This window comes from Bifidobacterium sp. ESL0690 (genome assembly GCF_029392315.1).
GTDB lineage: Bacteria > Actinomycetota > Actinomycetes > Actinomycetales > Bifidobacteriaceae > Bifidobacterium.
In genome coordinates, this window is record NZ_CP113939.1 from 1,665,920 (window position 1) to 1,691,288 (window position 25,369).

The window sequence follows — 25,369 nt, forward strand, 5'->3', positions numbered from 1 at the left end:
CCCACCAATAGCCAAGGAACGCAACCAAGTCATGAGCGAAGCCGAAAACGAGCCGCAAACCCAACTGATCGACGGACGTTACCGCGTCTTGGGACCGATCGCTGACGGCGGCATGGCTACGGTCTACAAGGCGAAGGACGAACGTCTCGAACGCGTCGTGGCCATCAAGGTGATGCACACGCAGCTGGCGCAAGGCCCGCACCGCGACCAGTTCGTCGCCCGGTTCCACCGCGAGGCCCGCAGCGCCGCGGCCATCAGCAATCCACATATCGTGCAGGTCTATGATTCCGGAACGGCCGGCGGACGCGACTACTTGGTAATGGAATACGTGCACGGGGTCAACCTGCGCCACGAGATGAACGAGCGCGGCACCTTCAGCGTCCACGAGACGGTGCGCATCATTTCGCAGACTTTGGACGGGCTTGCCAGCGCGCACCGGGCCGGGGTGGTTCACCGCGATATCAAGCCCGAGAACATTCTCTTAAACGACCGCGGACGAGTCCAGATCACCGATTTCGGGCTGGCCAAAGCGATGAGCGAGGCGACACTTTCGACCACCGGCATGCTCTTGGGCACAGCGGCCTACCTCGCCCCGGAAATGATCGAAAACAATATCGCCACCCCACAGGGCGACTTGTATTCCGTGGGTATCATGGCCTGGGAGATGCTGGCAGGGCAGGTGCCGTTCACTTCGGACAACCCCGTGACGATGGTTTTCAAGCACGTCCACGAGGACGTGCCGTCGCTTCAAACCGTCTGCCCGGGCATCGACCCTTCGATTTCCTCCTTTATCAGTCATCTGACGGCCCGTGCGGTCGAAGGCCGTCCCGCCGATGCCGCGGCCGCGCTGCAGGAGTTGAAGACGCTGAGCTCACGTATCGGAGTCGATGGATGGCAATACCGCTATATTCCGTCGAATCAACGCGACGGCACCGCCGGGAAAGGAACCACTTCCCCACTCGTCGGCACGGCGGCGCCACTGGCTTCCACGGCTGCCGACACCGCACCTTCCCACCTCGCACATAACGATGGCGGCGAGGCCATCTACCAAAATGCAGTACCAGCTCCTCCTACATCTGCAACCGAATCAAACGGCATATCCTCAAATCCCACGCAACCCAATTCAGTACTGGCGTCAACATCCCCTACAGCTGAGTCTTCTGCTGCCTCCGGCATTTTTACCACCCCGGAGTCTTCGACGAACGCTACAACGCCGACGGCTTCGGCCGACGCACCGGCGTTCGGGGCGACGCAGACCATACAACCGGACACGTACGAGCGCCAATCGGCGCCCAACGCCGCCACGCAGGCCATTGCGGGCCGCACACTGGCCAACGACGGATCGGCCGCAGCGAACAACCCGACCATGACCATCGGTTTGATGGATGCGCCAGCTAATGGTCAGTCCGAGGATTTGGCTGGCAATAATCCCGTTACCAAGACCAAGCCTGTGAAGCGTTCGAAACTGCGCAAACCGGTGGTCATCACCACCATCATTCTGGCGCTTTTGGCGGTACTCGCAGCCTGCGGCGTGGCATGGTGGTATTTCCTCGGCCCCGGCAGCTACTACAACGTGCCAAAGCCCGAAGACCTGAGCTGTGAGAAGAGCAGCGTATGCCAGATCACCGACGTCAAATGGAAACCGTACGAAAGCACCCTCAAGGTGGCCGGGGTTCCCTATGAAGTCTCCCAGCAATTCAGCGACAAGGTGGCCAAGGGCTCGGTCATCTCAACCGATCCCAGCAACGTGGGAGACCACGTAAGCAAGCGCACCAAGGCGACGCTCAAGGTGGTCGTTTCGAGGGGCGTCCGACACGTCACCATTCCCAAAGACATCCTTGACCCATCGAGCGCCGACGGCAAGAAACCGATGGAAACGCTCTCCCAAGCCGGTTTCACGAACATCGTCCATGAGGAAAGCAAGGACGAATACTCCGAAGACCTTCCCGCCGGAGCTGCAAAATCCGTCTCCCCCAAGCCCGGAACCACCATCGCGCACAACAGCAAGGTGACGCTGATCCTTTCCAAGGGGCCGATGCCGGTGAGCATGCCCGACGTGATTGGACGTTCGAAAGACGACGCGCAGGCGGCGTTCAACGACGCGAAACTCAAGCCGAACTACACCGAGGAATTCAACGATACGGTCCCGGCCGGCTCCATCATCTCCACATCGGTCAAGGCCGGCACCCAGCTGCATTGGGGCGACAAGGTCGATGTCGTGGTCTCCAAAGGGCCCGAGACGGTGACCATACCCGACGTGCGCGGCAAGAACGAAAGCGACGCACAGAAAACTCTGGAGGCGTTGGGGCTGAAGGTCAAGATTTCGGCACCTTTGGGCGACCTTACCCACCAGGTCCGTTTCCAGTCCCCCGATCCCGGAGCGCAGGTTCGCGTACGCGGCAACGACGGCAATCCCACTGTCGTCACGCTTACCGTAGTCTGAGGATTATTTCGTCTGCTTGGCTTCTTGCGCCTTCTTCATCCGCGCCTTGACGGTCTGGGCGTATTCGTCGACGTATTCCTGACCACTGAGCTTGTCGATTTCGGCCATGACGTGGTCGGTCAGCTCGCGCAGCTCGTCGTGGGTGATGGTTTCCGGGTCGACTTTACGCACCGAAATCGGCTTGCCATAAATCACCTTGGTATGCCCCGAGCTGGGGATGACCTGACCGGGCATCTGTATCTTTCTGCTGCCTATGACGGCCGTGGGAATGATGCTGCAACCGGTTTCCAGCGCAAGCTTGGCCACACCGGTATGGCCGCGATAGAGCCTGCCGTCGGGGCTACGTGTGCCTTCGACATGGATACCGAAGAGATGCCCGTCCTCGATGATCTCGCGAGCGTGAGCCAGCGCGCCAAGCGATTTCGAGCCGCCGGAACGGTCCACCGGGAACACGCCGACGGAGGTGAACCACCATTTGATGAACTTGCCCTTGATGCCTTTGCCTTCGAAATATTCGGCTTTGCCCATGAAATGGATCATGCGCGGGCTGGTCAGCGGAATCAGCGCGTCGTCGATGACGGCCAGATGGTTCGAGGCGATGATGCCACCACCTGTCTTGGGAATATTTTCAACGCCGACGCCTTTCGGATGCATACGCCACCGAGCAATCGGGCCAAGCCCCTTGACAAAGAACCAATAGAGCACGAGCTCTCCCTCCCTGGTTCACGCACGTCTCACAGGCATGCACTTAGAAACACAATTGGCCGACCGCTGGGTTAGAGTGGTCGGTATGACTAGCCTCAAGGATAGCAACAACAGTGACGACAAGCGAGACGACGCCGATTCCAGCGCCGGTTCCGATGCCGCATCGGGGGGAAAAGGGAGCGTTCATAGCACCCCTTCCGACGCTGCATCCGTTGAGGACGCCTGGAAGCAGTTCGAGGCCGAGCATGCCGATGATCTCGACGACATCAGCAGTTCCAGGAATGCCAAGCGCTTCGAGAAACATGCGAAACGCGAGGAGAAGAAGGCCTTTCTTTCCGTGGATGACATCACGCCGGATTCCTTCACCGACGGATTTTCTTCTTCCTCCTCATCATCATCTTCGTCCGCAAAAGCGCATGGACCACGCGATTTCGAAGGTAAAAGCTGGCTGGACACCGTTGATGACATGGACAGTTTGGACGACTTCACGCCGCCGAACCCCGACCTCGGCCATCTCAATCCTGTCAAGGTCGTGTTCTGGGCGTTGCTCATCATCGGCATTATCGGACTGATCGCCGCACTGTTTTTCCGCAGATTCATGACCACCCTTGGCATCATTTTCGGTCTGTGCGCCTTAATCGGCGGCGTGGGCCTTTTAAGTCGGCACAAAGGATTCCACCAGACGCAGACGGATTATTACGACGACGGGTCCAGGGTCTGAAAATTCGCACCATATAGACGAATAAAACGGTGGCTGACAAATGCAATTGTCAGCCACCGCTTCTCATATCCGGCGATTTCGGTCTACCGGATAATCATTGTGAACTTCACTTCTTCTCGTTCTGACCGTGGCACATCTTGTACTTGCGACCCGAACCGCAGGGGCACGGATCGTTCTTCTTGGTGCCGGGGAACGTCCTGCCATCGGCCCACGGGCTCTTAAGCTCTTCGGCCTTCGGACGCTTATTGGCCGGAACCTTGCCCTCGGCGTGGCTCATCGGCTCCGGACCGACGATGCTCGGCTCGGGGTTGCCTTCGTCGCTCTCTTCGGTTTCGGCGATATCGGCTTCCTCGGCGTCCTCATCGGTGGCATCAGGATCGGAAGGCGCGGAGGCGACCGTGGCTTCGGATTCAGCGGCTTCACCGTCATCGACAGACCCGACTCCAGCGGCTTGCGCAGCAGCATCGACAGCCTCATCCTCGGCAGATGTTTCGGCTTCGGCATCCTCGGTCTGGGCGACCTGCTGAATGTCGACATGGAAGAGCAGCTGGATGCTCTCCTCCTTGATGGCGTCGATCATCTTGTTGTACATCTGGAAGCCTTCGCGCTGGTACTCGACCAACGGATCGCGCTGGCCCATACCGCGCAGACCAATGCCGTCCTTCAGGTAATCCATTTCATAGAGGTGTTCACGCCACTTCTTGTCAAGCACCGCGAGCACAACGCGACGTTCAAGCTGACGCAGCCCGTCGGCACCGATCTTGTCTTCATAGCCGGCGTACTGCTTCTTGGCATCGTCAACGATGAACTCCTTGACGGCGTCCACGGCCTTTTCGCCCTTGAGTCCTTCCGCCTTCTTCTTGGCGTCGTCCTCTTCAACGGAAATCGGGTAGACCGTCTTCAGCGCGCTGAACAGACCGTCCCAATCCCATTCATCGGGCTTGTCGCTGCCGTTGTTGGCGCCCTTGATGTAGCTTTCAACGGTTTCGTTGATGAAGCGCAAAATATCTTCATGGATGTCGACACCGCGCAGCACCGCCTGACGCTCGGAATAGATGACCTTGCGCTGTTTGTTCATCACGTCATCATATTTGAGGACGTTCTTACGCATTTCAAAGTTGCGGGATTCCACGGACTTCTGCGCGGTGCGCACACCCTTGGAAACGCTCTTGGACTCGATAGGCTCGCCCTCCGGAAGACCCTTGGCCATGACTCGCGCGACGAGCTGGGTGTTAAAGAGACGCATCAAATCGTCTTCGAGGCTCAGGTAGAAGCGGGACTCACCCGGGTCGCCCTGACGACCGGAACGGCCACGCAGCTGGTTGTCGATACGGCGAGATTCGTGGCGTTCGGTGCCGAGCACGTAAAGACCACCGAGTTTGGTGACCTCCTCATGTTCATCCTTGGCCTGTTCCTTCATCTCGGCCAAGGTTCCAGGCCAACGCTTCTCGTACTCTTCGGGGGTATCGTCGGCGGAATAGCCTTCGCTCTTAAGCTTCTGATCGGCAAGGAACTCGACGTTGCCGCCAAGCATGATGTCGGTACCACGGCCAGCCATGTTGGTGGCCACGGTGATGGCGCCTTTACGACCGGCGACGGCGACGACCGCCGCTTCCTTCTCGTGGTGCTTTGCATTCAGCACCTGATGAGGAATGCCGGCTACGTCAAGCAGCGAGGAAACGACTTCGGAAGACTCGACGGAAGCGGTGCCGAGCAGGACCGGCTGGCCCTTCTTGTAGCGCCTGGCGACATCCTTGATGATGGCGGTGAGCTTTTCCTTCTTGGTGCGGTAGATCAAATCGTCCTGATCGACACGAATCATCGGCTTATTGGTCGGAATCGGCAGCACGCCCAACTTGTAGGTGTTCATGAACTCGGCGGCTTCGGTTTCTGCAGTACCGGTCATGCCCGCGAGCTTGTCGTACATACGGAAGTAGTTCTGCAAGGTGATCGTCGCGAAGGTCTGGTTTTCGGCCTTGACCTCGACGCCTTCCTTGGCCTCGATGGCCTGATGGAGACCTTCGTTGTAACGACGGCCGGGAAGCACACGGCCGGTGTGTTCGTCGACGATGAGCACTTCGCCGCCGGTGACGACGTAGTCCTTGTCGCGCAGGAAGAGTTCCTTGGCCTTGATGGCATTGTTGAGGTAACCGATAAGCGCGGTGTTGCTGGGCTCGTAAAGGTTGTCGATACCGAGGAAGTCCTCGACTTTGGTGATGCCCGGGTCGAGAATGCCGACGACCTTCTTCTTCTCGTCGACCTCGTAGTCCTCGTCGCGCGTGAGCTTGGTGACGAGCTTGGCGAACTGGCGGTACCAGCGGGTGACGCCGCCTTCGGCAGGGCCGGAAATGATCAAAGGCGTACGGGCCTCATCAATCAAGATGGAGTCGACCTCATCGACGATGGCGTAATGATGGCCACGCTGCACCAGCTCGTTCTTTTCCCACGCCATGTTGTCGCGCAGGTAATCGAAACCGAACTCGTTGTTGGTGCCGTAGGTGATGTCCGCTTCATACTGCTTGCGGCGTTCGGCGGGCTTCTGGTCGGTGATGATGCAGCCGACGTTCATCTTCAGGAAGCGGAAGATACGGCCCATCAGCTCGCTCTGGTAGCTGGCGAGGTAGTCGTTGACGGTGACGATGTGGACACCTTCTCCACTCAGTGCATTGAGGTAGGAAGGAAGCGTCGCCACCAAGGTCTTGCCTTCACCGGTTTTCATCTCGGCGATGTTGCCCCAGTGCAGGGCCGCGCCGCCCATGAGCTGCACGTCGAAGTGCCGCTGGCCGAGCGTGCGCTTGGAGACTTCGCGTACCGTCGCGAAAGCCTCGGGCATGAGCTTGTCCAAATCCTCGCCGTTGTCGAGACGCTGCTTGAACTTCGCCGTTTGTCCGGCGAGTTCCTCGTCGCTCAGCGCCGCAATCTCATCTTCGTGCGCATTAGTCGCCTTGGCCACATTCTCAAGCTTCTTGATCTGGTGGCCTTCGCCCATACGGAGGGCCTTATCGACGATATCTACCAATTTCGCTCCCTAGTTCGTTTCCCATAAACGAGCAAGACCAAGCCAACCGAGGCTTGGCACAGACTAGCGACTATCTTACGCGACGGCGCAGATTTTCCGCATTATCGTCTGCACAACCTTGCAAAATCCGATGATTTACAACCATACATGAATCGACCCACCGGTCTGTTTCCGGTGGGTCGATGAGAATCTATCGTTGGCATCCACTTACTTATAAGCCCTTCATCAGGCCGTCGGCTTCAAAACCTGCCGAATGTGGACCCCAATATCTACTTCTTGTTCTTCGCGGCCTTTTGCGCCTTCTTGACGTTTTCAGCGGTATCGATTTCAAAGACACCATAGCTCCAGCCGTGGCGACGATAAACGACGGACGGACGATGGGTCTCGCTGTTGACGAAGAGGAAGAAATCATGACCGATGAGCTCCATCTCATAGAGTGCCTCGTCGATGGTCATCGGCTCGGCGATATGCAGCTTGCGACGGATAACGATCGGGGTATCCCCGACCTGCACCTCGACGCTCTCGCCGGGGCCGAGATCGGTGGAAAGCGGATGCTCCATCTCTTCGGGTTCCTGCAGCGCGGTGGGTTCAGGGTTGATCGGCTCATCGATTGGCACCACACCCATGTCGACGGTCTTCTGTTCCTTGCGGGTGGGGCGATGGCTCTTGCGGCGATCACGCACGCGGCGCAGACGAAGCGTCAGCTTGTCCAGCGCGATATCGAGGGCGCTGTATTCGTCTGAGCTCGAGGCTTCGGCGCGTACCACGGTGGCGCCGGCCTCGATGGTGATCTCTACGCGCTTGGCAGTGTCGGCCTGGCGTGGGTTGCCTTCGCGCGAAACGACGATCTGGGCGCGCGCGGCGTCCGGGGCAATCGACGTGACACGCTTCATCTTCGTGTCCACAACATCACGGAACTTTTGATTGACTTGCATGTGACGTCCGGTGACGACAATATCCATGGTCGACCTCCTGTTAGGTTCGGCGGGTCTGCCCCGCCTGATGTGCCAGCAGCAACATCACTGCTGTGCTGCTAGTTCCAGTCTAGCGTCTTACCTTGAGGCAAGCTGAATGTTACCCGGAAAATACGCCTTTCGCTTTTCCGCAACGCCGTGCTTTCACGTTTGCTATAATCAGGTGTTTGTGAGACCTCTTGATGGTCGCGGCCGCATTCGGTTTACCGATTCGGCTGAGGAACTTCCGGGCTCCGCAGAGCACGATGGCGGATAACGTCCGCCCAGGGTGACCTGAGAGCAAGCGCAACAGAAAGCAGACCGCCCGACTTCGGCCGGGTAAGGGTGAAACGGCGGTGTAAGAGACCACCGGGCCACTGGCAACAGCTGGCCGCTGGCAAGCCTCATCGGGAGCAAGGCCAAGCAGAAGGCACGTCGGGGTTTCCCGGCACGGGCTGCTCGCCCGGCCTTCGGGTAGGCTGCTGGAGCCTGGCGGCAACGTCAGGTCGAGATGGATGATCATCCGTGTGGCAACACACGACAGAACCCGGGGTATACGAGGTCTCACTTCACTTTTTATCGAACAGTTCATGGGCGACACGACGCAGCGTTTCAGGGTCATGGCCTTTGCGACCGCCGGCACTCCAGAAACGACGACGGCGGACCTGAAGATCCAGGCCTTCCGTTTTCGCAGCAACCTTGCGTCCCAGCTGCCAGGCGGCATCTTCGAACACACCCTGTTCTTGGGCTTCAGACGCCACGCTCTGCGCGAGCTGATCGTCGACATCCTTGCGTTTCAGTTCCATAGTCGTGCCTCTGAAACCGAGCATCCGTCCGGCACAGCTGCGCACGACGGAGCGCGCGTATTCCTCATCGTCGATGAGATGGACATCGACCAGACGCATCACCACGTCTTCGGAGACCACCGGGTCGTAGCCTTTGCTGACCAGGCGTTTGATCAATGCTCCGGAAGAACGGGCTGCGGCATCGAGCAGAGTCAGCGCCGCTTCACGGCAGGCATCCACGTCGGCCGGATCGTCCGGCACACGCCTCGTCGGCGCACCAGTGCGGTATTTTCGGTAATGAGTATTACCGCGCCCGCGACCATATTTGCCGTATCTCCTGCGCCTTTGAGGCCGTCCGTTGGACACGTCCTCGGCATCAAGACTGCCACCGAATCCGCTGGTGTAGTTGCTAGTCACTGCAACCGCATGGGTGTGGGCCCGATTCGATCGCTTGGACCGCATGGATTTGGAAGCCCTACTCGATTCACCGGCGCTGCCGATCGGGGAGACGCCGACACCGGAACAATCAGCGGAACGGTCTTCATCACCGTTATCGGAATTACCTTGACTCTCCCGACCAGCCTCAGACCGGCGAACGCCTGCCAACAAAGGGCTTCTGTCCATCGCACGAATATCCGGCGAATCGGATGCAGCAACATCTTGAGTATCCTGCAAACGGGCTGAATCATCCGCATCAGTTGGAGCATGGCCGCCATCGTCGGATGCATCTGGCAAATGACGGCCCTGTAGAAATTCCTCGACGCTGATCATCGAACCAACTCCGGTTAATCAGGCTTTCGAACCCGACGCAGACGACGAGGCACTGCCGCCACCATCAGAAGCACCGGCACTGCTGTTGGCATCGGACTGGGCCGAGTCGCCGGCTCCATCCCCACCGTCATCAGACTTGGAATCATCTTCGATCAGACCATACTTAATCTTGACCTTACGCTCAATCTCGTCTGTCAAAGCCGGATTGTCTTTGAGGAACTGGCGGACGTTCTCACGCCCTTGCCCCAGCTGATCACCCTCATAGGTGAACCAGGAACCGGACTTCTTGACGACATCGCACTGCAGCGCCATATCGAGCACGGAGCCCTCCCTGGAGATACCCTCGCCGTAGAGAATGTCGAACTCCGCGAACTTGAACGGCGGCGCCATCTTGTTCTTGACGACCTTGACTTTGGTGCGGTTGCCAACGGCCTCGTCACCGTTCTTCAACGTCTGGATACGGCGGATGTCGAGACGCACCGAAGCATAGAACTTTAATGCCTTGCCACCGGTGGTCGTCTCCGGGCTGCCGAAGAAGACACCGATCTTCTCACGCAGCTGGTTGATGAAGATAGCGGTGGTATTGGACTGGGCCAACGCGCCGGTCATCTTACGCAGCGCCTGGCTCATCAAACGAGCCTGCAGGCCGACGTGGCTGTCGCCCATCTCACCTTCGATTTCGGCCTTCGGCACCAAAGCCGCCACCGAATCAATCACTACGACATCAAGCGCGCCACTGCGCACCAGCATGTCCGCTATTTCGAGGGCCTGTTCGCCGTTGTCGGGCTGGGAAATGATCAGAGAATCCGTATCGACGCCAAGCTTCTTGGCGTATACCGGATCAAGCGCGTGCTCCGCATCGATGTAGGCCGCCACTCCCCCGTTTTTCTGCGCGTTGGCCACGGCGTGCAACGCAAGCGTGGTCTTGCCGGAAGACTCCGGGCCGTAGATCTCAACGATCCTGCCACGCGGCAATCCTCCGATGCCCAGCGCCATATCGAGCGCCAGGGAACCGGTGGGAATGACCTCGACGTTCTGCACCGGTTTGTCGCCAAGCCGCATCGCCGAGCCCTTGCCGAAGTCCTTTTCAACCTGCTTCAACGCGGTGTCGAGCGCCGCCTGCTTGCGCGGATCGATGCCATGCCCGCCATTGCTGGCCTGAGACTCGGCGTTCTTGGCTTTGCTGCCTTTCGCAGTCTTTGATTGCTGTGCCATCGTTCTCCTTTACGTCCGCTCCTGCACTACCAGAATACGGAGCAATTCGTCATAAATGCAAGCTGAACGGGGTTATGTGGTCGAATGCTTGCCTTTTCGACACGCCGTGGTTTTCCGGGCTTTTGAGACCCTAACCCCGTTTTTCCGTTCCTGACTGACAAAATAATCATAGAACAACATACGAACATTTGTTCGAATAGGCGCGCTGAAGGGCTGCCGAAGGCTAAAGCCTGCAGAATTTATTTCGCCGGCAGCGGCGGCGCGTTGTGGTCCTTGCCCCAACGCTTCGAATCGGGAATCTGCAACTGGTCACACAGCACATTCCAGACGACACGGGGCTCGACGCCATCAGCGAGCGCCTCAACCACCGTCATGTCGTCAAGCGCCGTCAACACCTGATCATGCGCCAGCGAGCGCCCATACGTTCGCCCGAGCACTTCTTCCAACAACTGCCAAAATTCACGTTCTTTCACACCGAAAAGTCTATCAGCGCAGTCGAATACGAATCTATGCGCGAAATTCTCGGGACAATCCTTGACTTTGCCGTATCAAACAACGTCTTCTGTACCAGAACGGCAACAGTCTGTCAATGAGTTCGCAACGCTGGTTTTAATTGCAACCGCGGATTCGAAACGCAATAAAAGGGAAATGACGGCAGCGCCAATATCGGTAAGATATATCGACATTCACCAAAAGAGCCCACCGGCCTAAGCCGATGAGCTCTTCAATAAAGTGGTATGAAACCTGCAGGTCACGCCTCGTTATAATCGAGGTAATCCGCCACCATACGCAGCATCTGCGAGGTGCTCAGGCCCAGCGATTCGGCGATGGACGCCAGCAGTTCAGAGCTGGCCTCCTTCTGCCCGCGTTCGACTTCGGAAAGATATCCGAGCGAGACGCCGGCCTTTTCGCTGACCTCACGCAGGGTCTTGTGGTCGCGGGTACGCAGGTCGCGCAGCACGTGCCCGATGGCTTCACGCAACGAAATGTCGCGGCTTTCGCCGTCGGTATCGTGTTTGCGTGCGGCCGCCCGAGGCTTGGACTGCTCGGCGTCCTCCTCCTGCCACATCCTGTTGAGTACCGCCTGGCGTTCATCCTTCGCCTTCTTGGCGGCACGTGCTTTCAAAACCTGTTGTTGCGCGAAAGCCACCGCGCGTCGCTGAGCAGGGGTCAAGTCCCTGTTGCGCGCATTGCTTGGGCGCGTCGCCCCTGATGCAAGCGTGTTCATTCCCATCTGCTCCTGTGGTCGAGTCATCGTTTCCATTACGCCACCCCTCTTTTACCTAGTGCTGTTCATGTTGTCACTTTCATCAACAGTTGAGGGGAGCATTTATTCCTCTGTGAGCGTTGTGAGCTGCGTCACAAGCTGCAATACATTCAGTACGCTAAGTCTCCGAACCTCTTCTCTCGAGCCGGAAAGCCGCAGCTTGGCGGCGGCCGTCCGACGAATATCGGTATTACTGTTAGCGGGAACACTGATACCGATATAAACCAGGCCCGCAGGTTTGTCGCCGTCAGGGCCCGGACCGGCCACACCGGTGGTCGATAGTCCTAGAACTTTATCACCATATTGCGGCTGACGGTAAAGTCGGGAAGTTCGCAACGCCATCTGCCGGGCCACTTCCGGGTGCACGGCACCCTCATGCTCCAGCAAATCCGCATCCACTCCAAGTACGCTCGCCTTGGCGTTGATATCGTAGGTCACCGCCGAACCGAGGAAAACGTCGGAAGCCCCGGGAATACGCACGAAGGCATCGGCCAGTAGCCCCCCGGTCAGCGATTCGGCCGCGGCAATCTTCCAGCCTCGAGCTTTGGCTCCGTCAAGGATATGGGCAGCCAGCTCGTCACAACGCGGTTGGATTTCCGAGACTGCACCGCTGGCAATCATGCCTTTCAGATTTTGTATAGCCTGCGAGGCCCCATCGGGTGTTTCCATATATTCCCGCATGTTCCCTCCTTCAATGGGCAATCTATAGGTAACAAGGATATCCGACATATCTCAACCGATAAAAACGCCCCAAACCCGCCTACCATTCGGTAAGTAATTGGTTTGGGGCAGATTCTACAAGCTCCTACTTGGTTTTTCGCGCCCGCACCACATTACGGACATAAATATATCCGGAATAGAGGCACAGAACCAACGCAATACCGATAAGCATATCGGTGACGGTGTAATAGCAGAACCACCAAACCGGAACCCCCGCCCCGATATGGGAGAATGCGGGAACACCACCGCCAAAAGCGACCAGGCCCGGATTGGTGATATTCGGGGATAGTGCCCAGACCGGCATCAACAGCATGCCCAAACCAATGCACTGGGTAAGCGTCTTGTATTTGCCGGCTTTCTCGGCCGCAATGACCTTGCCGCCGGTGTCGATGACAAAGAAGCGCATGACAGTGATGCCGATTTCACGGATGAGGAAGAGAACCGTCACCCACCACGGCACCTCGCCGAACACCGAGGCGACGACAAGGGCCGAGCAGATCAGCAGCTTGTCGGCTATGGGATCCATCAGTTTGCCCAGCTCCGTAACCTGGTTATAGGTACGGGCCATCCAACCATCAAGTTTGTCGGTCGAAGCGGCCACGATGAACAGCATCGCTGCGGCGAAACGCAGCCACGGGTTGCGCTGCCCCCATGGTCCTGCGGCGATGTCGGCCCACAAAAATATCAGGACCAGCACGATGCGCGTGTAGGTCACCAGATTCGGTGGACTGTTCCACCCGTCCAGAAGTGATTGTTTCCCATCTCGTTGTTGCATAACCAATACCTTAGCGCGGCTACGATACCGCAATCATTTATTGAGCCTGTGCGTTGTCATCGAGAGACGTCGGCGAAATCGCGCTGGTTTTGCCTTGGATGAAGTCGAGGACCTGGGTCAGGTCCTGCGGCTGGACCAGGACCTCACGGGCCTTGGAGCCCTCTGACGGGCCTACGACGCCACGCGATTCCAAGAGATCCATCATGCGGCCAGCCTTGGCGAAGCCGATGCGCAGCTTGCGCTGGAGCATCGAAGTGGAGCCGAACTGGGTGGTGACCACGAGCTTCGCGGCCTCCAAGAGCGTGTCCATATCGTCGCCGATTTCCTCGTCTGGGTGCGTCTCGTTCTCCTCGGCCTTCTTGGCCATCTCCTCGATGTCCTCGCGATAGTGCGGCTTGCGCTGGGTGCGCGCGAATTCGACGGCCTTGCGGATTTCGGACTCCCCGACCCACGAGCCCTGCACGCGAATCGGCTTGGCCGAACCCATCGGCAGAAACAGGGCGTCGCCCTGGCCAATCAGCGATTCGGCGCCGGTGGAGTCAAGAATGACGCGGGAATCGGTGGCCGACGACGTGGCGAAAGCCAGTCGCGAGGGAATGTTGGCCTTGATCAGACCGGTGATGACGTCGACGGACGGACGCTGGGTGGCGAGCACGAGGTGCACGCCGGCGGCTCGCGCGAGCTGCGTGATGCGCTGGATGGAGCTTTCGACGTCGTTCTTGGCCATCATCATCAGGTCGGCCATCTCGTCGACGACCACGACGATATACGGGTACGGAGCCACCTTGCGCTTCGAGCCGAGCGGGGCATGGACCTTTCCGGCGAGCACGGCCTTGTTGAAGTCCTTGATGTGGCGGAAGCCGAAATACTGGAGATCGTCGTAGCGGGCGTCCATCTCCTTGACCACCCATTCCAATGCCTGCGCGGCCTTCTTCGGGTCGGTGATAATCGGTGTCAGCAGGTGCGGAATGCCGGCGTAGGCGGACAGTTCGACGCGCTTGGGATCGACCATGATCAGACGCACCTGCTCCGGGGTGGCGCGCATGATGATTGAGGTGAGCATGGAGTTGATGAAGCTGGACTTGCCGGAACCGGTGGCGCCTGCGACCAGAAGATGCGGCATCTTGGTCAAATCGGCGGTGACGAAATGGCCTTCGACGTCCTTGCCGACGCCGGCGAGCATCGGGTTCGGGTCGTTCATGGCCTTGTCGCTGCGTAATACATCGCCCAAATGCACGATCTCACGGTCGATGTTCGGGATCTCGATGCCGATGGCGGATTTGCCGGGGATCGGCGAAAGGATGCGCACATCTGTGGAAGCCACGGCATAAGCGATGTTGCGTTGCAGGTTCGTGACCTTCTCGACCTTGACGCCCGGGCCGAGCTCGACCTCATACTGGGTGACCGACGGGCCGCGCAGGAAGCCGACGACCTTGGCGTCGACGTGGAACTGATGGAAGGTGGCGGTCAAGGCTTTGATGACGTTGTCGTTGGCCTGTGTGCGGGCCAGATGCGGCTTGCCTTTCACCAGGATATCGAGGCTGGGTAGCTGATAGGGTCTGTTGTCCTCTTCGTCCGCGGCGTTCTCCGCCTCATGGCGGGCGAGTGAATCATCACCGTCATGATTGGCAATGGAGGCGGGCAGGTTGGCCGCTCCTCCGGCGATGCCTTTGACTTGGGGAAGTACGGGCTCGGTTGCGCTGCCGTCCTTGCCGACCGCGGCCCACGGATCTATAGCGTTTCCGGCAGCAGAAGCATCGGGTTCAGCGCTTGAGCCGTATGGACCCGTGGAACTTGCGGCTTTCGGAGCGCCAAAACCGTTGGATTGGCCGTTCATCGGCACAGCCTGCGTTGCGCCAACCCCGTTATTTCCTGCGTTGAAACCGGGCATACCGGCTAAAGCAGAAGCGGGAGCGCCGGCAACACTCTGAATCTCACCGGTGACCGGGTTGACCAGATCCTGCGGATGCCCTTCAATCAGCTGCGTCTCGTCACTCTGACCATTAAGGTCAGCGGCACGGTCAAAGGCCTCATCGCCGGCGTAACGTTCAAGTTTCGTAACATCGTCGCCGGCATTATCGGAATGGCCGAAAATGCGGGAGAAGAACGCGCCAATACCGCGCTTGCGAGGCTGTTCGGGAACGGTATCGCCCGATTCTTTCGTATCATCGCCGTCGTAGGCCGGCACACCCTCGGCAAGTTGCAATGTCTCATCGCCGACACGTACTTCGTTGGGGAATTGCTCGCTTTGCGCATCCACGCCAGCGTTTCCGGTATCGGCATCGTTTTCGTTACCAACGCCAGTTTTCCGTCGTTGTGACCAATCCTGCAGCTGTTCGGGAATCTTGGTGATATCGAGTTTGATGATGAGCAGCACCGAAAATATCGCGACGACGACGAAAATAATAACGGCGAATACGCTGGAAAGTCCCCAAGCCAAAGGCGAGCCCAGCACGAAACCGAGCAGACCTCCGGCCCCGCGTAGCACGTCCATATTGAAATCGCGCGACGGAGAAGCGACAATGGCGTCGATAATCGAGCAGATCGACCAGAACAGCAGCGCACAACCGATAATCAGACGCAGGTTGCGCTTGTGCTTGGCCGGGTCGAGCAACACCTGATAGGCCACGACCAGCAAAAAAATCGGCAGCACCACACTCATCACGCCGAACAGGCCGGCGGCGACCATGTGCAGCCAATGGCCCAGGAACCCGTCGACATGGAACCATTCGGAGGCGCAGAACATGATGGCGACAATCACCAACGCGAAGAAACCGGCGATGCGGCACAGCGTGGCGTGACGCACGAAGAACGATGTGTCGGCCGGCGGCATAACCTTCGTCGCCGCGGTTTGACTATCCGAAGAAGACCCGTTCGCCTTACTGCGACGGGTCTTTGCGTTCTTGCCATTCGTTTGTGTCTTGCGTGCCATAACAACAGCGATTCTACTTCAAGCCCGTCCCGTTGGGCGCGTTGGGCCGCCAACCTGCCCAACCCTTTCAAAATGCCAGAAAGATTATTGGATTATTCTTCCATATGAATTTGTAATACTTATGGTTATCCTTTGAAGCCCGTCCGTTGCATTCGTGTTTCGCAACGGCACGCAAAGCCAGAAACTTTCGCCTTGGGCCTTACGATGGAGATATGGTCATGACCCCTGCAGAACGTGCGAGCGCCGTCGCGTTCTCCTATAAAAATTGCGAACTTTCGGCAATCGTGCCGAGTAACGCAATGGTGGCGGCCGCGAACGGTTATCAGCGCGGGACGCTGGAACTTTCTGATTTCGTCAGAGTACCTGAGAACCAGACAAAACACAGGAAAGCTGTGGAATCGCGACCTTGGAATACTCGATCTTACGACGATGATGAAAGCCCGTCGACAAAACGTACCGATCCAAGTATCGATGATGACAGCAGCGGAAGCCGAGCCAAGAAGCGTGATGAATCGCAGTTGCGCGACGACCGGATTTTCGCCCGTTCAGTGCGGCTGATTGACTACGAGTGGCCGGCAAGCGGCGGGCTTGACGAACTGAAAATCATCCATCGTGGGCTGTTCGTCGGAGCGATGGCCGGCGCGGGAAAATTGCGAGATGATATCAATACCGGTGAGTTACTCAACGATGCTGGTGCCGGAAAATCACGGAGTGATAATGGCAGCAACAGCGATGACGGCAACGCCGCAAGCCGAGGCAACGGAAGAGCTACGAACCAATCAAACTGCAATGATGACTTGCAAACCCGTCAGTATCGTCAACAGCAAAGTCCCTATTTCCCGTCCCCGCTCATCGAAACCGGTGCGGCCAATATTTTCTCACAACTCGACGAAGGCAACTATTTCGCCGGGCTTGACCGTGCCGGATTCATCCGTGCTCTGGCAAGCATCTACGACGAGTTGAACGCGCTGCGCCCATTTGCTTACGGCAACGGGATGGTGCTGCGCATGTTCATCTCAGAACTCACGCACGCGGTGGGTTGGGATTTGAACTGGGGCACGGTGACATGCGAAAGCTATCGAAACGCAACCGACCTTGCGCTGCTCGAGCACGACATCTCAGGGCTGGAACGCATGTTCGGCTCAATCACCAGACTGGCCAACCCGACGCGCATTTTTCTTATCTCCGGCTGGGACCAAGGCCCGGCGCACTGAGCGGAAACCCGTGTGAAAAGCACCTTTTTAGCCTCATTTTGGTGCTTTTCGCACTGATTTACGGTTTACTGCGGAGAAAAGCGCCATTTTCGACCATTTTCGGTGCTTTTCTCACTCGTTCCGTGCCAAAAGCACCATTATCGGTTGTTTTTGGTGCTTTTCTCACTAGTCGGCGATGTCGCCCAAGTGATGGGTGACATGGTGGTCGTCGGCATGGGCGTCGGTCTCGTCGTAGTCGCCGGCATCGGCTCGCATGACGACATCGAACGCTTTGTCCACCAAATCATCGTCAAGCGCATTGAGCCAATGGATACGCGGGTCGCGGCCGAACCAGCCCATCTGTTTGCGGGCCAGGCGCTTGGTTTTCTGCGCGATGTCGGCGAACGCCTCATCCTCACTCATGTTTCCGTCGAGATACGCCTCAATCTGAGCGTAACCCAAGGCACGCGAAGCAGTGACACCGAGTTCCGGGCGGATGCGGCGCACCTCATCGACGAATCCCTGCTCACGCATCTGCTCGGTACGGATATCGATACGACGATCGAGTTCTTCGCGCGGCAAATCCAAGCCAATCTGTACGGACGGAATAACGTAACGGTAACGCGGCAGGCTTGCGGAATAAGGCCTGCCGGTAATTTCAATGACCTCAAGCGCACGGATGGTGCGACGGGCGTTGTGCGGGTCCATACGCTCGGCAGCTTCTGGGTCCTTGCTTTTCAATTCGTCGTAAAGCGCACCTGCCCCTTCGGTGTCAGCCCGTTGCTCGAGGCGCGAACGTACCTTGGGGTCGGTGCCGGGAAACGAGATATCGTCAATGGCGGCCCGGGCGTACAGGCCGGAACCGCCGACCAGAATCGGCCGCACCTCCCTGCCCTGCAGGTCCGAAATTTCCTGACGTGCCAGTTTCTGGAATCTGGCGACCGTCATGGTCTCGCTGGGATCAATGATGTCGAGCAGATGGTGCGGCACCGCGGCCTGTTCCTCGGCGCTCGCCTTGGCGGTGCCGATATCCATAGTGCGGTACATCTGGTAGGCGTCGGCGTTAATGATTTCCGTACGCTGGCCACGCTCACCAAGCCGTCGTGCCAAAGCGATACCCAACCCGGTTTTGCCTGAAGCGGTAGGCCCGATAATGGAAACGACACGTGCGTTGCTGCCATTCGTTTCCATATTTTCGTCTCCCGGTGCTCGATGTTCAACCTCTCATTCGCGATTCTAACGACGGGCATAACCTATGATTTTTACGTTGGTTTTTAAGGAAACGTCCAGTTTAGATAGACGGCTCTCGTTAAGATGGGAAGGCGTGATACTTGATCGACACGAACGCATTAACACCGCAGAAATCCAGGCAAGACTCGAAAAGGTGGCCGAAACCGGCAGCGTAGAGCCGGAAAAACCGCTTTTCCCGGCTGCGGAAATCACCGAATTCATCGACATGATGCAGGTCTACGAAGGCGCGATGTACGAAATCAGCACCAAACTTGAGGTGCTTGACAGCGAGTTCCACGTCCACTTCGCCCACGACCCCATCCACCATATGGAACGCAGGCTCAAATCCGTCAATTCGATTCTCGGCAAACTGCAGCGCCGCAACCTGCCGATGTGCACGAAATCGATTCGCGACAACCTCTTCGACGTGGCTGGCATCCGCGTGATCTGCAATTACCGCGACGACGTCTATTCGGTGGCCAACTACCTTTCCAGCCAGTCCGACATCCAGGTGCTGCGCGTCAAGGACTATATCAAGAACCCGAAGCAGAACGGTTATCGCAGCCTGCACGTCATCTACGCCGTGCCCGTTTTCCTTTCCACCGGAGAGCATTACACGCCGGTCGAGGTGCAGTTCCGCACCATCGCGATGGACTACTGGGCCAGCCTTGAGCACGCCTTGCGCTACAAGTCCAACCTGCCGGACGCCAAGCTGACCGAACATTCACAGACGTTGCTCGATTGCGCGCGCAGCCTGCAGAACATCGAGACGCAGATGCAGAACATCCACCGCGACATCAACGGTGCGCCCCAGCAAGAGGAAGCGCCGACCTCGCAGGCCTTCGACCCGAAGAAATAGCGAAGATAGCGCAATCACCTCAAGCGTTAAATCCGAAGGAATAGCGAGGATAACGAAATAATAAGGTCATCAAAGCGCCGTTTTGGGTAATCGTTTCGCCGGTTTCTATATACCAAGAAGCCGGCGAAATTTTATTCCCCTATTTTATTGTTCACACTCAGCCAATTGCCAGAGTCTTCCGGTATTATTTAGTCATAAATAAAATTTCAATCGGAAATCGATAAAAGGAGCAGGTATGGCTTTCGGGAACAAGCCTGAAAACAACAACGCACAGCAGCCTTACGGACAGCCGGCGCCATACGGGCAGAACTACGGACAAAATTACGGGCAGCCGAACGCGTACGGACAGAATTACGGTCAACCGCAATATAACCAGCAGTCCCAGCCGCAAGGTCAGCCTTACGGACAGCCCTACAACCAAGGCCAGGGCAACATGCAGTACGGCCAGCCTTACGCGCAGCCGCAGTATCAGCAGCCGCAGTATGGGCAGCCGGCCTACGCAGGTGCGGGCGCCGGAACCGCCGCGCCGACGACGATGAACGGGCAGACCGCCTATTCCTTCGAACACGCACGTCACGTCTCCACCACCAAGGCCTACGGCGAGATGACACTGGGCCTGCTGCTCACCGCTGTCATCGCCATCTTCACGCAGATGACCGGCGCGCTTGAGGGCTTCCTGATGGCCACGGGCATGGTCGGCTGGATCGGCCTCGCCGTAGTGCAGGTCGCCATCGCCATCGTGCTCGGCTGGCGCATCGACAAGATGAAGGTGAGCACCGCACACGTGTTGTTCTACCTTTACGCGGCGCTGACCGGTTTCACGCTCGCGACCATTTTCTACACCTACAGCCTGCCGTCCATCGGCATCGCGCTCGGGATGTGCGTCGCGTTCTTCTTCGTGCTCACCATGCTTTCGCTGACCACCAAGAAAGACATGCTCAAGGCCGGCCCGATTCTCTTTGTCGCGCTTCTGGTGCTCCTGATCGGCGAAGTCATCATGATGTTCCTCGCGCCTTCGCAGACCACGCTTATGGTGACCGGCGCCATCGGCCTCGTCATCTTCGCAGGCCTGACCATGTACGACGCCCAGCAGACGCGCGCCATGTTCGACGTGGCCGAGCGTTCCGGCGACACCGCGATGTACAACCGCATCTCCATCATCTGCGCGCTGAACCTTTACCTCGACTTCATCAACATGTTCCTCTATCTGCTTCAGATCTTCGGCAACAGCGATAACTGAGCAATAGCCAAAAGGTCGGTCGATAGCAAAATAAAAATGGCATTATAAAGCCATTCGTGATTTTCTATCGACCGACCTTTTTGTTTCTTCTTCTCCCATCCACCAATTCCGTAAGCGTCCGAGCGCGCAAAACGCCTTTCAAACCCTCATTACGCATAGCTGTTTCGATATTAGCAAAGTAACAATCAGCTTCGTATTCATCATATAAAGTCGAGTCCCACGCATAGAAAACCTTCCATTGCTGGGCCTGTAGTACGTTCAACCTACTTGAATCTTGAATATATTGTTTCAAATGATGCTGTCCGTTATATTCCAGAGCGATATTGAATTGCGGATATGCCAAATCCAAAAACCTGCTCTCTCCGTCCTCTCCTTTAAGTTCATAATTCACTTTGGGATTGGGAAAGCCCCTCTGGAGCAGTTCAAGACGCAGACGGGACTCAGCAGGCGAATCGGTGCCTGTTTCTGCAAGCCGCAACGCACGAATCCCTTGGTCAACCTTAACCAAGTATTTTGTCGCCAACAGAAAATCCTGCAACTTCCAGAGTGTAGAGCGTCTCAGTAACTGATCACGGCACAACAATCTGTCAGCCAAAATAATGCTATTTTCAAGATTGATTTTTCTCTGCATTTGCGCAAACGTAGCTTCCGGCGTAGTGCACCAAACATCAAAAACTCGGACGCAATAACCGTCAGTCATTATTTTCGACCAAGTACGACATTCAATTCCCCTAGGGAAACGGCTCCTTTTCTGAGAAGAGGGGAGCACAATAGTCACCGTTGATTCTTCAGATTTCCGAGATATCCCTAAAAGAGCCAATGCCGTATCCATACCAAAAATCGGCTCAAAACCTAACTGTTGCTTGGCTTTATGACAGCATTGAAGCGTCCACTGCTGAATCTGCCAAGCACGATGACGCATCAGCTGCATGGGATGTGGTTCAAATTGTATTTCATACATACTTCGAACATAACAGAAACTCAACAGTTACAGCGAAAATCTCGATCACTGTGGTCGAATGCTCAGCTCTCGGCGTATCGAGTCAAAAGGTCGGTCGATAGAAATATCAGAATGGCGGAATAAAGCCATTTTTGATTTTCTATCTACCGACCTTTTTGTTCATCTACAAGTTATAGACGTGTGTAACTTTTGCATTGCTATTGACGGCGAACAAATCGCTTACTTCGACAGTAACCGGCGAATCATCCTTTAACACATAGCCAATCGTGGCGGTGCCCTGGGCATTGGGCTGGAGCTGAGACAGCCCCGACTGGGCGTCATAACCCTGAGGAGGCTGGGAATAAATTGCCGTATCAAGCTCTTGACCATTTTGGAACGCTTTTGCATTCAGCAAAGTCTGAAAAGCCTGGTTCTTGTCAGTCTTGTTAGTCCATTGATATGTCACAAGTACAGTCTGTGCATTGTTGTAATCATTGCTGCTACGGATGACAGACGCTATCTTGACGTGAGCATTTGACAAATCACCTTCAGTGTCTTGTTTGCCGGTTGCAGGTTTCGTCTGTTTAGAATTTTGCTTACCAGAAGACTGAGTCTGAGAAGAAGAGGAGGAAAGCCCCTTTGAAGCCGAGTCTATGGCTTTGCCTGTGGCTGATTGCATAGCCAATGTAACAACAATAGCGACAACGCTGAGTATTGTACCAGCGATGGTGAGAGCTTTTCCACGTTTCTTTCCCCTGAATACTCCAATCAAGCCGATGATACCGAGCACAAGCCCAATTACACCAAGAACCGCGGCTAAGTTGTTGATTATGGGAATAAAACTTAATACGGTACCCACAATGCCCAACACAAGAGCAGTCACGCCACAGGCCGAGAGATGCTCAGGTTTGTTATGAACCGTACTATGGTCTCCTTTACCATTTGGATATTGCTGGTTGTTTCCCGCAACCGGGAAGGGATTTTCCGGATTGGGAACATAAGAATGCTCTGCAGCCGGATTAGTCATATTAGCCCGATTACCACCAGACTGTATATAACCTGCTCCTTGAGAAGAAACAGAGGGACCATCATACGACACATTGTCTCCAGAACCTTTGGGATTTTGATATCCACTATTAAAGGGTTTCGGTGAATCTGACACAATATTCTCTCTTTCATTCCAATAATGACCGACGCGTGCAAGAAACGAATAACTGTATTTCAAGCAACGCCATACAATTGATTATTCTTTATTGCTAAGACTTTTTCTATTGGACTAGTAGGCAAATATGATTACCCAAAAAGGCAAAATCTCATGAATTCTCAACCCAAACGCCCAATAGCGTTCCCTATATCCATCCCATAGAATGGTTTTTATGACCTCTTTAACATCCCGCTTGCAGCATCTGCTTTCACGTTTGGGTATGCACTCGGATGATTCACAAATCGTGGAGTTGAATACCAAATGGTGGTGCACCGTCGCAATGATTGTTGTTGCCGATCTGCTGTGCTTTGTGGAAACGGTGTTCTTGATGTCCGACGCCGTCAAACAAGGCGGACTTGGTTTGCTCTGGGGTGTCTTGTCGATGTTGCTCTCAATGGCTGTGGGATTTATCTTTCTCAAACGGTCGACATACCCGGAATATGTTTTTCTTCTCGCTTGCGCGCTAGTGCTGATATTTCCGTTTGATTCCATCATCTCTACGATGGCGTTAAGCGCACTATTGGCACGCCGAGCGGGACGGCGACGCTCGATAGTGGCGATAATCATAGCCACCGTCATCGCGATATTCGCTCAAGCACGCGATAGCTTCCAGCCATTGAATCGCTCGGTATGGGCGATTTCCTTCGCCAAGCCGAGGGCAGACACCGCCCGCGACCCCATCGTTCTGGCTTCCAGCGTCACCACCATGCGCATCACCGCCATTATCGCGGCGCTTGTCAGCGTACTCATCGCCACGCTGATCGGTCTGCATATCCGCTCGCGCGCCAATCTCAAGGCCGAAACCCTAAAAGCCGACGCGGCACGCACCCAGGCCGACACTTTGCAGACAAGCCTCAACAACCAGCAACTATCCGACGCCATCGCCGCCGAAGCCCATGACACATTGGCGCACACCCTCTCACTGGTTGCGCTCAACGCCAACGCATTGACCATACAGACGGAAAAACTGGCCAAAATCGCACGTTCAAGTCAGCAAACGGACAGCAACAAAGCACTGACGACATTAATTGACCAGACAAAACAGGAATCCGAACAGATACGAAGTCAAGCGGCGCAGGCGGTCAACGAAGCGCATATCGTCATCGATATGCTACGCGACCCGCAGGCGGCGGTGGATGCACTGGTGGCCAACGACGAGACCTCGTTGAGCCGAGCCACCCTGGAGGAGCTTTTGGCTTCGTCGACCGACAACGGGATGCGTCTTTCGACCTGGATCGATATCAACCAGCTCAGCGAATTGAACGAGAGCATTGGCAAAGTGGCCTATCGTGCCATTCAGGAAGGATTGACGAACGCTCGCAAGCACGCGCCGGGAGCGCCGGTCTCCCTGGAGGTCACGGCCCGTCCGGAGTCGGGAATCCACGTACACCTGACCAACCCCATCCCACAAAAGATTCAAAATGGCCTGACCCAAGGCAACGGCGGTGCAGGACTACCCGGACTTACCGAACGCGTACATACGGCCGGAGGCAACTGTTCCTACGGACTTGATCAACGTCGACAATTCAATCTTGAGGTGTCGTTGCCGTGGATCGCGAAGTGACATCTGTACTGGAAACCACGGTTTCGATATACCGCAAGCCGGAAAATCAATATCTGAAGGCCTTTGCGGCCCATGATTCGCTAGAATTGCAACTATGAGCGAGGAAACAGCCAATAGCACCAACACAGAAACCAAAACCAGCACTGGTACCAACAAGCCAATCACCGTCAGCATCATCGATGACGATCCGCTGATCTGCCAGACCTTGGCCATGATCCTCGCCGAATCCTCCGACGGCGCGATCGGAGTGCTGTCCACGGCGACAGATGGCGCTCAGGCTCTGGAACACGCTAAACAGGAACATCCCGACGTGGTGCTGATGGATATCGATATGCCCGGCATGGACGGCATTGAGGCGACGCGCCTCATGCTCGCTCTCACGCCGCGACCGCACGTGCTAATTCTCACGGCTTTGAGCCCCTCGAGCACAGTGCAACGAGCTGTTGAGGCCGGTGCCGAAGGATTTGTCTCGAAAACTGACCCAGCCGAAAACATTGTCAAGCACATCCAAGACGTATGCATGGGAAGTCCGCAATTCAACACCGACAGCCAGCGCCAGCTCATGAACGACCTCGAAAAAGATTGTTTCCGCTCGCGTCGCGACGAGGCGAGAAGGCTGCTCGACTCGCTTGGCAAGCGCGAGCGCAAGGCCTCAATGCTGGCTGCGGAGGGGCTTTCGAACGCCGAAATCGCCAAGAGCATGTTCATTTCCGAACGCACAGTGAAAGCAGAGCTCTCATCGGCTTGTGCCAAGCTCGATGTCAATCGGGTGTTGCTTGGCAGAATTGTGGAACGAGCGGATCTTTAAGAATCAGCAAAAAGGTCGGTCGATA

21 protein-coding genes and 1 other RNA gene are annotated in these 25,369 nt (G+C 56.5%); 8 read left to right on the forward strand and 14 right to left on the reverse strand.

Going from position 1 to position 25,369, the window contains the following annotated elements:
• The first annotated feature begins 31 nt into the window (after nucleotides 1-31).
• Nucleotides 32-2,443, forward strand: coding sequence for a Stk1 family PASTA domain-containing Ser/Thr kinase (locus OZX62_RS06660; RefSeq protein WP_277175444.1), 2,412 nt, complete (start codon nucleotides 32-34; stop codon nucleotides 2,441-2,443).
• 3 nt (nucleotides 2,444-2,446) lie between these two features.
• Here OZX62_RS06660 and OZX62_RS06665 read toward each other — a convergent pair whose 3' ends face one another.
• The gene (locus OZX62_RS06665; RefSeq protein WP_277175445.1) at nucleotides 2,447-3,148 is read right to left on the reverse strand and encodes a lysophospholipid acyltransferase family protein; all 702 of its coding nucleotides are present in this window, start codon (nucleotides 3,146-3,148) and stop codon (nucleotides 2,447-2,449) included.
• 85 nt (nucleotides 3,149-3,233) lie between these two features.
• Here OZX62_RS06665 and OZX62_RS06670 point away from each other — a divergent pair, with 85 nt between their 5' ends.
• Nucleotides 3,234-3,869: a hypothetical protein gene (locus tag OZX62_RS06670; protein ID WP_277175446.1), complete on the forward strand. Its 636-nt coding sequence runs from the start codon at nucleotides 3,234-3,236 to the stop codon at nucleotides 3,867-3,869.
• Nucleotides 3,870-3,975: 106 nt separating this feature from the next.
• Here the strand turns inward: OZX62_RS06670 and secA are convergent, their stop codons facing one another.
• Both secA and raiA read right to left on the reverse strand, forming a co-directional pair.
• Nucleotides 3,976-6,888 (reverse strand): preprotein translocase subunit SecA, encoded by a 2,913-nt coding sequence (secA, locus tag OZX62_RS06675; protein WP_277175447.1) that lies wholly within the window; start codon nucleotides 6,886-6,888, stop codon nucleotides 3,976-3,978.
• Between the two features lie 269 nt (nucleotides 6,889-7,157).
• On the reverse strand, nucleotides 7,158-7,850 hold the full coding sequence (gene raiA / locus OZX62_RS06680; protein ID WP_277175448.1) for a ribosome-associated translation inhibitor RaiA: 693 nt from the start codon (nucleotides 7,848-7,850) through the stop codon (nucleotides 7,158-7,160).
• Between the two features lie 182 nt (nucleotides 7,851-8,032).
• On the opposite strand from raiA, the gene rnpB reads away from it, so the two are divergent.
• Nucleotides 8,033-8,412, forward strand: an RNA gene (rnpB, locus tag OZX62_RS06685) — RNase P RNA component class A.
• Here the strand turns inward: rnpB and OZX62_RS06690 are convergent.
• From OZX62_RS06690 to OZX62_RS06720, 7 genes are all read right to left on the reverse strand, one after another.
• Nucleotides 8,411-8,887 (reverse strand): regulatory protein RecX, encoded by a 477-nt coding sequence (locus OZX62_RS06690; protein ID WP_348519307.1) that lies wholly within the window; start codon nucleotides 8,885-8,887, stop codon nucleotides 8,411-8,413. The two genes, rnpB and OZX62_RS06690, sit on opposite strands and share 2 nt — an antisense overlap.
• A 528-nt stretch (nucleotides 8,888-9,415) precedes the next feature.
• Nucleotides 9,416-10,612, reverse strand: a complete 1,197-nt coding sequence (gene recA / locus OZX62_RS06695; protein WP_277175449.1) for a recombinase RecA — start codon at nucleotides 10,610-10,612, stop codon at nucleotides 9,416-9,418.
• Between the two features lie 239 nt (nucleotides 10,613-10,851).
• Nucleotides 10,852-11,085, reverse strand: a complete 234-nt coding sequence (locus OZX62_RS06700) for a DUF3046 domain-containing protein (protein ID WP_277175450.1) — start codon at nucleotides 11,083-11,085, stop codon at nucleotides 10,852-10,854.
• 278 nt (nucleotides 11,086-11,363) lie between these two features.
• On the reverse strand, nucleotides 11,364-11,876 hold the full coding sequence (locus OZX62_RS06705) for a helix-turn-helix transcriptional regulator (protein ID WP_277175451.1): 513 nt from the start codon (nucleotides 11,874-11,876) through the stop codon (nucleotides 11,364-11,366).
• A gap of 66 nt (nucleotides 11,877-11,942) precedes the next feature.
• Entirely contained in the window at nucleotides 11,943-12,473 is a 531-nt protein-coding gene (locus OZX62_RS06710; RefSeq protein WP_277177057.1) for a CinA family protein, read from the reverse strand.
• Between the two features lie 211 nt (nucleotides 12,474-12,684).
• The gene (pgsA, locus tag OZX62_RS06715; RefSeq protein ID WP_277175452.1) at nucleotides 12,685-13,374 is read right to left on the reverse strand and encodes a CDP-diacylglycerol--glycerol-3-phosphate 3-phosphatidyltransferase; all 690 of its coding nucleotides are present in this window, start codon (nucleotides 13,372-13,374) and stop codon (nucleotides 12,685-12,687) included.
• A gap of 37 nt (nucleotides 13,375-13,411) precedes the next feature.
• The gene (locus tag OZX62_RS06720; protein ID WP_277175453.1) at nucleotides 13,412-16,306 is read right to left on the reverse strand and encodes a DNA translocase FtsK; all 2,895 of its coding nucleotides are present in this window, start codon (nucleotides 16,304-16,306) and stop codon (nucleotides 13,412-13,414) included.
• A 218-nt stretch (nucleotides 16,307-16,524) separates the two neighbouring features.
• On the opposite strand from OZX62_RS06720, the gene OZX62_RS06725 reads away from it, so the two are divergent.
• A complete protein-coding gene (locus OZX62_RS06725; RefSeq protein ID WP_277175454.1) occupies nucleotides 16,525-17,520 on the forward strand; it encodes a cell filamentation protein Fic in 996 nt (331 codons plus the stop codon).
• Between the two features lie 165 nt (nucleotides 17,521-17,685).
• On the opposite strand, the gene miaA is transcribed toward OZX62_RS06725, so the two are convergent.
• A complete protein-coding gene (miaA, locus tag OZX62_RS06730; RefSeq protein ID WP_277175455.1) occupies nucleotides 17,686-18,690 on the reverse strand; it encodes a tRNA (adenosine(37)-N6)-dimethylallyltransferase MiaA in 1,005 nt (334 codons plus the stop codon).
• Nucleotides 18,691-18,823: 133 nt separating this feature from the next.
• On the opposite strand from miaA, the gene OZX62_RS06735 reads away from it, so the two are divergent.
• Both OZX62_RS06735 and OZX62_RS06740 read left to right on the forward strand, forming a co-directional pair.
• Complete coding sequence (locus OZX62_RS06735) at nucleotides 18,824-19,588, forward strand: GTP pyrophosphokinase family protein (RefSeq protein WP_277175456.1); 765 nt, start codon at nucleotides 18,824-18,826, stop codon at nucleotides 19,586-19,588.
• Nucleotides 19,589-19,823: 235 nt separating this feature from the next.
• Nucleotides 19,824-20,828, forward strand: a complete 1,005-nt coding sequence (locus OZX62_RS06740; RefSeq protein WP_277175457.1) for a Bax inhibitor-1/YccA family protein — start codon at nucleotides 19,824-19,826, stop codon at nucleotides 20,826-20,828.
• Between the two features lie 64 nt (nucleotides 20,829-20,892).
• Here OZX62_RS06740 and OZX62_RS06745 read toward each other — a convergent pair whose 3' ends face one another.
• The 3 genes from OZX62_RS06745 to OZX62_RS06755 form a co-directional block, all read right to left on the reverse strand.
• Nucleotides 20,893-21,789, reverse strand: coding sequence for a DUF559 domain-containing protein (locus tag OZX62_RS06745; protein ID WP_277175458.1), 897 nt, complete (start codon nucleotides 21,787-21,789; stop codon nucleotides 20,893-20,895).
• Between the two features lie 163 nt (nucleotides 21,790-21,952).
• Entirely contained in the window at nucleotides 21,953-22,930 is a 978-nt protein-coding gene (locus OZX62_RS06750; RefSeq protein ID WP_277175459.1) for a DUF5067 domain-containing protein, read from the reverse strand.
• A 114-nt stretch (nucleotides 22,931-23,044) separates the two neighbouring features.
• A complete protein-coding gene (locus OZX62_RS06755) occupies nucleotides 23,045-23,539 on the reverse strand; it encodes a hypothetical protein (RefSeq protein WP_277175460.1) in 495 nt (164 codons plus the stop codon).
• On the opposite strand from OZX62_RS06755, the gene OZX62_RS06760 reads away from it, so the two are divergent.
• Together OZX62_RS06760 and OZX62_RS06765 are read left to right on the forward strand one after the other, a co-directional pair.
• The gene (locus OZX62_RS06760; RefSeq protein ID WP_277175461.1) at nucleotides 23,526-24,536 is read left to right on the forward strand and encodes a sensor histidine kinase; all 1,011 of its coding nucleotides are present in this window, start codon (nucleotides 23,526-23,528) and stop codon (nucleotides 24,534-24,536) included. The two genes, OZX62_RS06755 and OZX62_RS06760, sit on opposite strands and share 14 nt — an antisense overlap.
• A 94-nt stretch (nucleotides 24,537-24,630) precedes the next feature.
• Nucleotides 24,631-25,344, forward strand: a complete 714-nt coding sequence (locus tag OZX62_RS06765; protein WP_277175462.1) for a response regulator transcription factor — start codon at nucleotides 24,631-24,633, stop codon at nucleotides 25,342-25,344.
• Nucleotides 25,345-25,369 lie beyond the last annotated feature (25 nt).